Source organism: Paenibacillus alvei DSM 29 (assembly GCF_000293805.1).
GTDB lineage: Bacteria > Bacillota > Bacilli > Paenibacillales > Paenibacillaceae > Paenibacillus_B > Paenibacillus_B alvei.
This window is the reverse complement of the sequence record NZ_AMBZ01000001.1, coordinates 1,278,222-1,291,871: the sequence shown is the minus strand read 5'-3', so window position 1 is coordinate 1,291,871 and position 13,650 is coordinate 1,278,222. Positions and strand designations below refer to the sequence as shown.

Here is a 13,650-nt window from a genome sequence, read left to right as displayed (position 1 = left end):
CAAGCAAATTTGGGTTCGAACATGTTTCCTGCCAAAATGCTGTGTAGGGAGTAGGTGAGTCGCAATATGATAGATTTTCGTATTGACACAGTAAAAGCAAAAAAATGGGGAGAGAAAAAATATTCCCGCTGGAAATCCGCACTAACGGAGAATGAAAAAGGACAAATTACGGACTATACCAAAAACGCCAATCCTATAAACAGTTATCTTAGAGAAAATAACGGCAACTTAGGGGCCAATCCTAATATGGACGAGAAAATTGAATTATTGGACAAAGCATTAAATAAGTCAAAATTAAATGATACCATAACCGTATATCGCGGGACGGACGGCATCATTTTCGGAGAAGAATTCCAGACTACTTTAATGAAGGGGAATAAAGTTAATGAGGAGGTGGCCAGGAAGATCAAAGGACAATTCGAAGGCACTATGTTATTGGAGCGGGGTTACTTAAGCACATCAATCGTTCTTGGGAACAATTTTCTGGCAAGAAACGTTCTTATAGAACTAAAGGTTCCTAAAGGAGAGAGTGCCGGGTATGTAGATCCAATTAGCTATTTTCCTGGCCAACTTGAGATGTTACTGCCCAGGAATACTCAATATTATATTGATAATATAAGGACGATTGTTAATGGCGGATCACAAAGATTAAAAGTTGAAGCTAGAATCATAAAGTAAATCTTCACTCGCAGGAACTCGCAAAGACCTGAGTACATCTCGGGTCTTTGTATGTTTTTTAGCGTCCTGAAGGAGTAAGTGCTGCAGCCGCAAATGATAACTTCGCGATGGTGGAATTTACAGATGGCTTTGAGACATCGGAAGATAATAATGAAGCCGGCTGCATGCTGGATGCAGTCGGCTTGCGGCTCAACCCTATATTGTTATTTCCTTAAGGCGCTTTTCCCCGTGCTGTACAATCCGCAAGAGGTGAGGCCACAGATAATTCCATACATGACGCCCATTTTCAAATCGCCTGGAGCGAGATAGACAACGCCTGCCGCGATACCAAGGATAATCGACAGTACCGGAGCCAGGCGAATCGGCAGGCCGACACCTTTTGCTATTTCCACTAATCCGACAATGACGGCCACGATCATAACCTCAGTAATCTCCATATTCATCTAATCCTCCTCTCCGATTTACGCATCTCTCAATTCATAGTTCCATCCGTGTTCTTGGAACCATGTCTCCGCACGCGCCAAATTTTCGCCGCTTAACGCTCCTGTAACCGCATAAGACGTGCCATTATTTAAAAACTGAATCTGTGCCCAAAATCTCTTCTCCAGGAACATCTGAGAGAGCTCATGAATAGCGGCTGCACTCAATCCGCCTGTAACGATTTTCTTTTTGCCAGAGGCTTCAGGCGCTTCTCGGCCAATTACTGTCTTCACGATGGAAGAAATGACATTATGTTTATTGTTCAGAAGCTTCCGCATATCGTCAGGATTCGTGATAAAAGCCAGTTCTATTAATATGGCCGGAGCGTTCGTGGAATTAAGCACCCGAAGCTCTTTCCGTTCCTTAGCTCCTCTGTCCCTAATTCCAACCGCCTCAGAGATTGCCCGGCTGACGCTTGCGGACAAGGCTTGTTGATCGTAATAAAGAACTTCTACCCCTGTAGCCGTTGATGCGGCCGCGTTAAGATGCAAGGAAATGTCTAATCTTCCGTCTTTATCATAGCTGTTACAATTGCGGACGATGTTGGCCAGGTTCTCATTCTGCGTTTTCCCCATGTCATCCGTGGTGCAGGCAACAGCTTGACCCGCTTGCTTGAAGGCATCGATGAGCATGGCTGCAAATTCTCTGGCGACTTCATGCTCCTTGTAGCCGCATCCGGTAGCGCCCGGAACAAATGCGTTGTGCCCCGCATGGACTGTAATCATTTTATATCCCATGTTTCTCTCTCCCTTTGTAACAATGTGTGATCTTTTGATGTCCTTTCGCATTGCAAATCTTCCTTGCAGTTACACCTAAAATATACCTTTCGAGATTCCTGAAGGATGAAATATATTTTCACCCATTAATGAAAATGTCTATGCTTTTTTTTGGAAGGCGAGAGGTATGCTTGGGTTGTAAATGAAGGGGGACCTGTGCATGGGGAATGACCAAAAACGGTACGGATATCTTCTATTGTTTTGATACGGTCATTTTAACTGTGCGGGCCAATCATCATTCAGAACACAAGAGGAGGAGTTCATGGTGTCAACAACAGACAACACGGCCGGCGTATTTCGGCTCGGAACCGAACAATTAACAGAAGCGCTTCAGCAATCCGGTTATCGGACAGTCTTTGATATTGCATCTGAAAATCTTGCGGAATTTCAGAAAAGCAATCCGGAGATTCCCTCTTCCGACGCGAAGGAGATTCATCAATTAGCCGTCCAGAGGACAGAAAACTTATGCATGCTTTATAAGGCCTGGCAACTGCACAATGATCCGGTCGTCCAGAGCCTTCCCAAATTATCCGCGGATACCGGCCTGCGAGGCATGCGTGCCGCGTTGGAGCGGAGTCTTGGAGGCGGATCCGATTTTGGAGACTTGTTCCCGGAGCGATCGCCAGAGGGCTATGCGGAAGCCTCCTCTATACAGTCGCTTTTTTCGCCGGGACGTTACCTGACAATGCTGTATAAAATTGCGCGGGATCTCCACGACCCAAAAGACAAACTGCATATTGACAACCGCCGCCCTGATTTGAAGTCACTGATCCTCAACACGGATAACATGAACAGAGAGGTCTCTTCCCTGGATATCCTGCTGGATGTACTGCAGCCCGAAGGCTCCGGCACGCTGGCATCCTTGAAGGATACCTACTATCCGATGAACCTTCCGTATGATGACGACCTTGCGCAAATCAATGCCGTAGCAGAGGCGCGCTCGTCCAATTTGCTGGGGATTTGGGATACCCTGCTGGATACGCAGCGCACATCCATCCTGCAGGATTCCGCCGCTATCCGCCGGATAAGCAAGACGCGGCAATCGGCCTCATCAATTGCCAATACTACCCCGTCTCCGCGTACGAGGGAAGCCCTTTCCTTGACGCCAAACAGCTTCCGTCTGTTGGTCAACCCCGAGCCGACAGTGGAGGATATCGCCAACCACTATAACGTCACGACTACCCTAACTGCCGAGATGGCCGCCGTCTTAAATGTGGTCGATGACTTCTGCCTGAAAACCGGCTTGAGCTTTAATGAATTGCTGGACTTAACGATGCAGAAGGATGATGAATCAATCGACAGCGACTACAAAAGCCGATTTGTAAAATTTGGCGGCGAGGCCAATGTTTCGGTTTCAACCTATGGAGCAGCTTTTCTGACAGCAACGGAGGAAACTCCGTTGTGGGTAGGAAAAGGAGCTGTGATAAGCCCTGCAGCGGACGCCTATGTTCGAAATGGAACATATGCAAACACGAATTATGGATCAGACAATAGTCTTGTGGTGAAGCAGGATGGGTCTAGTGGATACAGTAGAGAAGCATACATCAGGTTTGATTTAAGAGGTCTTTCTGGAGCCGTGGAGGAAGCTAAAATTTCTCTAACAACTAGAGCGAAACAATTGTCTAACTTAAGACACCAAGCTCATTTGGTCAGTGAAAACAGTTGGGATGAATTGAAAATCACATGGAATAACAAGCCTGCGGGAGGAGCGATCATCGCAAGCTGGGGTGTTCCAGAAGTTGGCAGGAATGTAAAGGTTGATGTGACCCGGCAAGTGAATGATGCGCTCGCAAAAGGTCAAGATAAAGTATCATTTGTTATTCGTTCTAGTGCGAATTACGGCAGTCAGGGCGATGTCTCTTATGCCTCAAGAGAACACCATGAAAAAGCTTTACGGCCTTCTATGGAAATCAAGGCGAGTACGGGTGCTGGTTTAAACTTTAAGGCGGATAATGTTGTGGCTCTGGCAGGAAGGGCGGAAAAGCTTGTCCGGCTGGCGCGCAGCACGGGTCTTTCCTATGAGCAGTTGGATTGGCTGATTACCAATGCCAGCCGTGCCGTAATCGAACACGGTGGAGAACTGATTCTGGATAAGCCGGTATTGGAGGCTGTGGCCGAATTCACGAGGCTCAATAAACGTTATGGCGTCACATCGGATATGTTCGCCGCGTTTATCGGCGAAGTCAATACGTATGCAGAAGCGGGTAAAGACAGCTTTTATCAGACGATTTTCAGCACGGCCGACCATTCGGCTACCTTACCCTTGGGCGCTACTTTGCAATTTGAGGTGAGCAAGCAGGATCGATATGAATCGATTTGCTGCGGGGCCATGGGGGTGACCGCCGATGAGTTCTCCCGTATCGGAAAATACTGCTTTGGGGATAAAGCCCAGCAAATCACCGCCAATGAAACAACCGTTGCTCAGCTTTATCGTTTAGGCCGAATTCCTCACATGCTCGGATTGCGTTTTACCGAGGCGGAGCTGTTGTGGAAATTGATGGCTGGCGGCGAGGATACCTTGCTCCGTACGATCGGCGCTAACCCTCGCAGTCTAGAAGCGTTAGAGATCATTCGCCGTACGGAGGTCCTTTTGGACTGGATGGATGCCCATCAGCTGGATGTGGTCTCCCTGCAAGCCATGGTTACCAATCGGTACAGCGGCACAGCCACGCCGGAGCTGTACAACTTTTTGGCACAGGTGCATCAATCCGCAAGCAGCGCCGCGAACGTGACCCGAGCAGATGCTCAGGCTACCCTACCCGCAGACAAGCTGTTCCTATCCTTGGCGGCAGGCTTCAACCTGAAGGCGAACGTGATGGCACAGGTCATTGATTGGGTGGACAAGACCGACGGAACGTTTACGCTGCAGGATTTATGGGACAGGCTTCAAGTACATTTCAACGCCGATCATGAAGATGAACTAACGGCCTTGGAAGGAGAAGCCGACTTGCTGCAATGGTGTCAGCAGATCAGCCAGTATGCGCTGATTGTCCGCTGGTGCGGATTAAGCGAGCAGGATCTGGCGCTGCTGACCGGGCATCCCGAGCAGCTTCTGGATGGACAAGATACCGTGCCCGTACCCTCGCTGCACCTCCTGCTGGTGCTAACCCGCCTGAAGGAATGGCAGCAGCGCGTCCAGGTTTCCAGTGAGGAGGCCATGCGCTTTTTTGCCCAGGCCGATTCGCTAACCGTCTCACGCGATGCTGCGGTCAAGCGGCTTGCCCGTATCCATGGCTGGAATGAAGCGGATACCGCCTCGATGAATGACTACCTGCTGGGAGAGAACGAATATCCTAGGAACTTTGAGCAGATCTTTACCCTGGAAAGCTGGGTCAACCTGGGCCGTCAACTGAACGTGGGCAGCCGAACGCTGGGAGAGCTGGTTGACATGTCTGAAGAGGATGATACCGCGGAAAACATGGATTTGATTATCTCTGTCGCCCAAAGCCTGATGGCTGCGGCGCAAGCCTGAACGAACATGACCAAGGAAGGTGATAAGCATATGTCTACTTCAACCCTGTTGCAATCAATTAAGGAATCCCGCCGGGATGCGTTGGTCAACCATTATATCGCCAACAATGTCCCGAGAGAGCTTATGGATAAGATTACAGACGCAGACAGCCTGTATGAGTATTTGCTGCTGGATACCAAGATCAGTGAACTCGTAAAAACATCGCCGATAGCGGAGGCCATCAGCAGCGTGCAGTTATACATGAACCGTTGCGTCGAAGGCTATGAAGGCAAGTTGACTCCGGAAAGTAATAGCCATTTTGCGCCGGGAAAATTCCTGAATAATTGGGATACCTATAACAAGCGTTATTCCACCTGGGCAGGCAAGGAACGTCTGAAATACTATGCAGGCAGCTATATTGACCCGTCCTTGCGGTACAACAAAACCGATCCGTTCTTGAACCTGGAACAGAGCATCAGCCAGGGAAGAATCACCGATGATACCGTAAAGAACTCGCTGCAACACTATCTGACTGAATATGAAGTGTTGGCGGATCTGGAGTATATCAGCGTAAACAAAGGCGCCGATGAAAGTGACTTATTCTTTGTTGGGCGCACGAAGACAATGCCTTACGAATATTACTGGCGCCGCTTAACACTGAAAAAGGACAATAACAATAAACTGGTACCAGCCATCTGGTCGCAGTGGAAAAAAATCACGGCCAATATCGGCGAAGCGGTTGATAACTATGTAGTGCTTTTCTGGTATAAAAATCGCCTACATGTACAATGGTGTTCTACAGAAAAGACTCAAAATGAAGCTGGAGAAACCGTTGAGAAACAGTATCTGAATGACTGGTTAATGAATAGTTCCGGAGTCTGGTCTTCATTCCGAAAGTCTCTACCAATCAAAAATAGTTTTGAATCTCGTGGTAGTGCAATCATCGATGGCAAATATATCACTGTTATTCGGAATCAACTGTTCTGTGATGCACCAGGTGCCTTTAAGTTAACACTAACGGCAATGCCATATAGACGGGTACACATTAATTTTGAAAAAAATTACATTGATTCAGATTCTTATCTCACTTTAGGTGATATTAGACTTTTAGAGGGGCAACAAGTAGAAGTCGATGATTGGAGATATACGTATTTCACAGTGCAACTAAAGTCAGGGGTCCATCCTGAGCCTTACTTTGGGGTTGATTATTTTGGATATTATGAAGATACACTCCAAAACTCATACGGCACAATTGTCAATAATCAATTTACACCTCCATCAGGAAGCAATATTAAAGGTCCTATCGACCTTACCCTAAAAAATAACATTGACCTGTCGGCCTTGTTGGAAACAAGCCTTGACGCATTGTTCGACTATACCATTCAGGGCGATAACCAATTGGGCGGCTTAGCTGCCTTTAACGGGCCTTACGGACTTTATTTGTGGGAAATCTTTTTCCATGCTCCTTTTTTAATGGCGGTTCGCTTCCAAACCGAGCAGCGGTACGAATTGGCGGAACGATGGTTTAAATTCATTTTTAACAGCGCAGGATACCGTGATGACTACGGCAATCTGCTGACCGATGGCAAAGGAAACGTGCGCTATTGGAACGTGGTGCCGCTGCAGGAGGATACGGAGTGGAATAATACGTTGTCCCTGGCAACGACCGACCCGGACGAGATTGCGATGGCCGACCCGATGCAATACAAGCTGGCTCTATTTATTCACACCCTGGACTTCCTGATTAGCCGCGGCGACAGCTTGTACCGGATGCTGGAGCGGGATACTCTGACCGAAGCCAAGATGTATTACATTCAGGCCAGCCAACTGCTTGGGCCTCGTCCCGAGATTCGGATCAATCACAGTTGGCCTAATCCGACCCTGCAAAGCGAAGCGGACGCGGTAACCGCCGTACCGACGCGAAGCGGTTCGCGGGCAGCGCCAATCCTCGCTTTGCGAACGCTTCTGACAGCCGAAAACGGTCATTTCCTGCCGCCTTATAATGATGAACTGTTCGCTTTCTGGGATAAAATCGATCTGCGTTTATTCAATTTGCGCCACAATTTGAGTCTGGACGGTCAGCCGCTTCATCTGCCGCTCTTTGCCGAACCGGTGAATCCGCGTGAGCTGCAGGTGCAGCATGGTGCGGGCGATGGCTTGGGGGGAAGCGTCAATTCCGTCCAAAGCCGCCAGAGTGTCTATCGTTTCCCCCTTGTCATCGACAAGGCGCGCAATGCGGCCAACAGTGTGATCCAATTCGGCAATGCCCTGGAAAACGCATTGGCCAAGCAAGACAGCGAAGCCATGACCATGCTGTTGCAATCCCAGCAGCAGATCGTCCTGCAGCAAACCCGCGATATTCAGGAGAAGAACCTGGCCGCGCTGCAAGCAAGTCTGGAATCTGCGATGACAGCGAAAGCGGGTGCGGAATCCCGGAAGACCCATTTTGCCGGCCTGGCGGACAACTGGATGTCGGACAATGAAACCGCCTCACTCGCACTGCGCACCACTGCGGGAATTATCAATACAAGCTCGACCGTGCCAATCGCCATCGCCGGCGGCCTGGATATGGCTCCTAATGTGTTCGGCTTGGCGACCGGAGGTTCCCGCTGGGGAGCCGTGAGCGCTGCTGTAGCCCAAGGATTGCAGGTCAGCGCCTCTGTAATGGAGCAAACGGCCAATATCATCGATATTAGCGAAAGCTACCGCCGGCGCCGGGAGGATTGGCTGCTGCAGCGGGATATCGCAGAGAATGAAGCAGCCCAGCTGGATTCGCAGATTGCGGCCCTGCGGGAACAGATGGATATGGTGCGCAAGCAACTGGCGCTGGCCGAGACGGAACAGGCGCACGCGCAAGCGGTCTACGAGCTGCAAAGCGCCCGCTTTACGAACCAAGCTTTGTATAACTGGATGGCCGGGCGTCTGTCGTCTCTATACTATCAAATGTATGACGCCGCCTTGCCGCTGTGCTTGATGGCCAAACAGGCTTTAGAGAAAGAAATCGGCCCTGATAAAACGGTTGGACTTTTCACCCTCCCGGCCTGGAATGATCTGTACCAGGGATTACTGGCGGGCGAGGCGCTGCTGCTCGAGCTTCAGAAGCTGGAGAATCTGTGGCTGGAGGAAGACAAGCGCGGAATGGAAGCCGTAAGAACGGTATCTCTAGATACCCTTCTCCGCAAAGAAAATCCAGAGACCGGCTTTGCAGATTTCGTCAAGGAAGTTCTGAACGGAAAGACGCCTGACCCTGTGGGCGGAGTTAGCGCACAGCTGCAAAACAATATTTTCAGCGCAACCCTTGACCTGTCCACCCTTGGCCTGGATCGCTTTTACAACCAAGCGGAAAAGGCCCACAGGATCAAAAACCTGTCGGTTACCTTACCCGCGCTATTGGGACCTTATCAGGATATAGCGGCAACCTTATCGCTAGGCGGCGAGACCGTTGCGCTGTCCCATGGCGTGGATGACAGCGGCTTGTTCATCACGGATCTCAACGACAGCCGTTTCCTGCCTTTCGAGGGCATGAATCCGTTATCGGGCACACTCGTTCTGTCGATATTCCATGCCGGGCAAGACGGTGACCAGCGCCTCCTGCTGGAAAGCCTGAACGACGTCATCTTCCACATTCGATATGTCATGAAATAGAAGACAAACTCCCGCGAAATACTGCAACCGCGGGAGTTCTTTATTTCCATAATTATTGACATAAATATACTTCAATAGTATGTTGAAGGAAGAGTAGGAGGTTGTTATTGGTGAGAATAAAGAAAATGTTTCAAGTAGCGATGATGTTATCATTGGCGTGTTTGTTTTTTGTTACATCAGCTGCTTCAGCAAAAACAACTGATTTAACTTCTTCCCCGAAACTAATGAACTGTTTTGATGTAGCTGGTAACGTAACCTACAAAACCGCTCCGGATGGTTCAATTACTAAAATAATCGAAGTACAAAATGTTAGTGAATTCAGTGAACAAACCAATCTCAGGTTGGATCCGGATTCTAAAGTTACAATTTATATTCCTGACTCAAGTGACAATAACCAACCCAATTACTCCAGTAATAATTCCAATGAAAATAGCGAACAAAATTACCTCAGTACGAACCCCAACGTTGCACCATTTCTTGAACTTGCAAAGTATATTGCGAACGTAAGTGATCCATATGAAGCGTGCGGATCAAAATCGATTAGAGATTCTGATTATGATTCTCCCGGTGGAAAAATGATAATAAAACAAGGGATACAGGCTACACACTCAACGACGGTTTCTATCGATGCCAAAATCGTTTCAACTGCCTTAAACTATGATGTAACAGCGAGTTATGCCGTTGAAGAGGAGCAAAATATTAAAGTACCGGACAAGAAAAGAGGAAGAATTATTGCTTATCCAAAGTATGATGTCAATACCTTTGAAATATGGGAAGCTGGTCTAATATACAACAAAAAGATTGGAGACGGTATGGCTTTCTATCCTAAAGGAGTATGTTTTGTGACAATTATTAACTAACTGTCAAATAAGAGAAGCTGTTTCTTAAGAATAAAGAAGCAGCTTCTTTCATTTTTTATTATGGTATTACACTCTATCTTCTGTCAGATGCTCTTTCAAGCTCCCTCTCAACTTCCATTCCTGATCCCCTCTTCCTAAAAGGCCATAAAAAGTTCCACTTATCATTTCCGTCGTTGCTAATCTTCCTTGTAGTTTACGTAAAATCTACCTCCAGCAAGGGCCTGAAGAATGAAACATATTTTCACCCATCAATGAAAATATCTATGCTTTTTTTTGGAAGGTGAGAGGTATGCTTGGATTGTAAATGAAAGGGGGTACCTGTTCATGGGGAATAACCACAAACGGTAAGGATATTCTTCTATTGTTTTGATGTCTACGGTCATATTGACCGTGCGGAGTACTCATCATTCCGAACCCAAGAGGAGGAGTTCATGGTGTCAACAACAGACAACACGGCCGGCGTATTCCGGCTCGGAACCGAAGAATTAACAGAAGCGCTTAAACAGTCCGGTTATCGGACCGTCTTTGATATTGCATCTGAAAATCTTGCGGAATTTCAGAAAAGCAATCCGGAGATTCCCTCTTCCGACGCGAAGGAGATTCATCAATTAGCCGTCCAGAGGACAGAAAACTTATACATGCTTTATAGGGCCTGGCAACTGCACAATGATCCGGTCGTCCAGAGCCTTCCCAAATTATCTGCGGATACCGGCCTGCAAGGCATGCGTGCCGCGTTGGAGCGGAGTCTTGGAGGCGGAGCCGATTTTGGAGACTTGTTCCCGGAGCGATCGCCAGAGGGCTATGCGGAAGCCTCCTCTATACAGTCGCTTTTTTCGCCGGGACGTTACCTGACGGTACTGTATAAAATTGCGCGGGATCTCCACGACCCAAAAGACAAACTGCATATTGACAACCGCCGTCCAGATTTGAAGTCGCTGATCCTCAATAATGACAATATGAACCGGGAGGTGTCTTCTCTCGATATCCTGCTGGATGTACTGCAGCCCGAAGGCTCCGGCACGCTGGCATCCTTGAAGGATACCTACTATCCGATGAACCTTCCCTATGATGACGACCTTGCGCAAATCAATGCCGTGGCGGAGGCGCGCTCATCCAATTTGCTGGGGATATGGGATACCCTGCTGGACACGCAGCGGACTTCCATCCTGCAGGATTCCGCCGCTGCCCGCCGGATTAGCAAGACGCGGCACTCGGAATACGCCAATCAGAAAGCCTCCGATGATGAGCCGGTATTCATCACGGGAGAGGAATTCTACCTGGAGACCGGCGGCAAACGGCTTTTTCTGGCGCATAAACTCGAAATAGGCTCAACTATTAGCGCCAAAATCAACATTGGACCGCCGCAAGCGGCCGATATCGCGCCGGCAAGGTTGCAACTCGTTTATTACGGCAGAGGCGGCAGAGGGGACTACTTCCTGCGCGTGGCAGACGATGTGTCCCTCGGTGGAAAGCTGCTGACCAATTGTTATCTGACCAGCGACGATGGACAGAGCAACAATATTAGCGGGCCATACTGCCTAATGATCAATCGAGGCACCGGCAGTATGCCTAGCGGCACTCACCTTCCAGTTCAGATTGAAAGAGTGACCGATACATCCATCCGCATTTTTGTCCCGGATCACGGCTATTTGGGGCTAGGCAAAAGCCTTGCCAGCAACTGGAATGAGCCGTTGGCGCTGAATCTGGACTTGGATGAAGCGTTGACCTTTACCCTAAGGAAGAATGAGACGGGGAATGACACCATTTCTATCATCGACATGATGCCGCCTGTTGCCGACACGACCCCGTCTCCGCCGACGAGGGAAACGCTTTCCTTGACGCCAAACAGCTTCCGTCTGCTGGTCAACCCCGAGCCGACAGCAGAGGACATCGCCAAGCACTTCAACATCACGACGGCCATTACCCGAGCTCCTGCCGATCTGGCCGCCGTCTTAAATGTTGTCGATGATTTCTGCCTGAAGACCGGCTTGAGCTTTAATGAATTGCTGGATTTAACGATGCAGAAGGATTATCAGGCAAAAAGCAGTGAGTACGAAAGCCGGTTTGTAAAATTTGGCGGCGAGGCCAATGTTCCGGTTTCAACCTATGGAGCTGTGTTTTTGACCGGTACGGAAGAAACTCCGTTGTGGGTAAAACAGTATAACAGCGCGGGCGCTGCAACAGACACCCCTGTTTTGAACTTTACGCCGGATAATGTTGTGGCTTTGGCCGGAAGGGCGGAAAAGATTGTCCGGCTGGCGCGCAGCACGGGTCTTTCCTTTGAGCAGTTGGATTGGCTGATTACTAATGCCAGCCGTGCCGTAATCGAACACGGTGGAGAACTGATTCTGGATAGGTCCGTACTGGATGCTGTGGCCGAATTCACAAGGCTCCAGACGCGTTATGGCATCACATCGGATATGTTCGCCGCGTTTATCGGCGATGTCAATACGTATACGGAAGCAGGCAAGGACAGCTTTTATCAGACGATGTTCAGCACGGCCGACCATTCGGCTACCTTACCCTTGGGCGCTACTTTGCAATTCGAGGTGAGCAAGCAGGATCGATATGAATCGATTTGCTGCGGGGCCATGGGGGTGACCGCCGATGAGTTCTCCCGTATCGGCAAATACTGCTTTGGCGACAAAGCGCAGCAAATCACCGCCAATGAAACAACCGTTGCTCAGCTTTATCGTTTAGGCCGAATTCCTCACATGCTCGGATTGCGTTTTACCGAGGCGGAGCTGTTGTGGAAATTGATGGCTGGCGGCGAGGATACCTTGCTCCGCACGATTGGCACGAACCCTCGGAGTTTAGAAGCGTTAGAGATTATTCGTCGTACGGAGGTCCTTTTGGACTGGATGGACGCCCATCAGCTGGATGTTGTCTCCCTGCAAGCCATGGTTACCAACCGGTACAGCGATACGGCTACGCCTGAGCTGTACAACTTTTTGGCACAGGTGCATCAATCCGCAAGCAGTGCCGCGAACGTGGCCAGAGTGGATGCTCAGGATACGTTGCCTGCGGACAAACTGCTCCGGGCATTGGCGGCGGGCTTCAAACTGAAAGCCAACGTGATGGCGCGAGTAATCGACTGGATGGACAAAACCGACGGAACGTTTACGCTGCGGGCTTTCTGGGACAAGCTTCAAGCGTATTTCAGCGCCGATCATGAGGATGAACTGATGGCCCTGGAAGGTGAATCCGCCCTGCTGCAGTGGTGTCAGCAGATCAGCCAGTATGCGCTGATTGTCCGTTGGTGCGGGTTAAGCGAGCAGGATCTGGCGCTGCTGATCGGGCATCCCGAGCAGCTTCTGGACGGACAACACACAGTGCCCGTACCCTCGCTGCATCTCCTGCTGGTGCTGACCCGCCTGAAGGAATGGCAGCAGCGCGTCCAGGTTTCCAGCGAGGAGGCTATGCGATATTTTGCCCAGGCTCACTCGGCAACCATCACACGCGACACTGCGGTCAAGCTGCTGGCCCATATCCATGGCTGGAATGAAGCGGATACCGCCTCGATGAATGATTACCTGCTGGGAGAGAACGAATATCCCAAGAACTTTGATCAGATCTTTACTTTGGAAAGCTGGGTCAACCTGGGCCGTCAACTGAACGTGGGCAGCAGAACGCTGGGAGAGCTGGTTGACATGGCCGAAGAGGATAAAACCGCGGAAAACATGGATTTGATTACTTCGGTAGCCCACAGCCTGATGGCTGCGGCGCAAGCCTGAACCAACATGACCAAGGAAGGTGATAA

At 49.5% G+C, this 13,650-nt stretch carries 7 protein-coding genes; 5 read left to right on the top strand and 2 right to left on the bottom strand.

What is annotated here, in order from left to right:
* Positions 1 to 66: 66 nt before the first annotated feature.
* Complete coding sequence (locus PAV_RS05955; protein WP_005544339.1) at positions 67 to 678, top strand: ADP-ribosyltransferase; 612 nt, start codon at positions 67 to 69, stop codon at positions 676 to 678.
* 203 nt (positions 679 to 881) lie between these two features.
* Here PAV_RS05955 and PAV_RS05950 read toward each other — a convergent pair whose 3' ends face one another.
* Positions 882 to 1,121 (bottom strand): hypothetical protein, encoded by a 240-nt coding sequence (locus tag PAV_RS05950; RefSeq protein ID WP_005544337.1) that lies wholly within the window; start codon positions 1,119 to 1,121, stop codon positions 882 to 884.
* Positions 1,122 to 1,139: 18 nt separating this feature from the next.
* The gene (locus PAV_RS05945; RefSeq protein WP_005544335.1) at positions 1,140 to 1,895 is read right to left on the bottom strand and encodes an N-acetylmuramoyl-L-alanine amidase; all 756 of its coding nucleotides are present in this window, start codon (positions 1,893 to 1,895) and stop codon (positions 1,140 to 1,142) included.
* Positions 1,896 to 2,196: 301 nt separating this feature from the next.
* Here PAV_RS05945 and PAV_RS32205 point away from each other — a divergent pair, with 301 nt between their 5' ends.
* The 4 genes from PAV_RS32205 to PAV_RS05925 all read left to right on the top strand — a co-directional run bounded on the left by PAV_RS32205 (position 2,197) and on the right by PAV_RS05925 (position 13,624).
* Positions 2,197 to 5,406, top strand: coding sequence for a CBM96 family carbohydrate-binding protein (locus PAV_RS32205; RefSeq protein ID WP_005544333.1), 3,210 nt, complete (start codon positions 2,197 to 2,199; stop codon positions 5,404 to 5,406).
* A 30-nt stretch (positions 5,407 to 5,436) separates the two neighbouring features.
* Positions 5,437 to 9,030 (top strand): Tc toxin subunit A-related protein, encoded by a 3,594-nt coding sequence (locus tag PAV_RS05935; protein WP_005544331.1) that lies wholly within the window; start codon positions 5,437 to 5,439, stop codon positions 9,028 to 9,030.
* Between the two features lie 110 nt (positions 9,031 to 9,140).
* Positions 9,141 to 9,890 (top strand): hypothetical protein, encoded by a 750-nt coding sequence (locus tag PAV_RS05930; RefSeq protein ID WP_005544329.1) that lies wholly within the window; start codon positions 9,141 to 9,143, stop codon positions 9,888 to 9,890.
* Positions 9,891 to 10,321: 431 nt separating this feature from the next.
* Entirely contained in the window at positions 10,322 to 13,624 is a 3,303-nt protein-coding gene (locus PAV_RS05925) for a Tc toxin subunit A (RefSeq protein WP_005544328.1), read from the top strand.
* Positions 13,625 to 13,650 lie beyond the last annotated feature (26 nt).

Excerpts from the sequence above, each read along its gene's own strand:
- PAV_RS05955 (WP_005544339.1), top strand. The coding sequence starts at position 67 with ATGATAGATTTTCGTATTGACACAGTAAAAGCAAAAAAATGGGGAGAG.
- PAV_RS05950 (WP_005544337.1), bottom strand. The coding sequence starts at position 1,121 with ATGAATATGGAGATTACTGAGGTTATGATCGTGGCCGTCATTGTCGGA.
- PAV_RS05945 (WP_005544335.1), bottom strand. The coding sequence starts at position 1,895 with ATGGGATATAAAATGATTACAGTCCATGCGGGGCACAACGCATTTGTT.
- PAV_RS32205 (WP_005544333.1), top strand. The coding sequence starts at position 2,197 with ATGGTGTCAACAACAGACAACACGGCCGGCGTATTTCGGCTCGGAACC.
- PAV_RS05935 (WP_005544331.1), top strand. The coding sequence starts at position 5,437 with ATGTCTACTTCAACCCTGTTGCAATCAATTAAGGAATCCCGCCGGGAT.
- PAV_RS05925 (WP_005544328.1), top strand. The coding sequence starts at position 10,322 with ATGGTGTCAACAACAGACAACACGGCCGGCGTATTCCGGCTCGGAACC.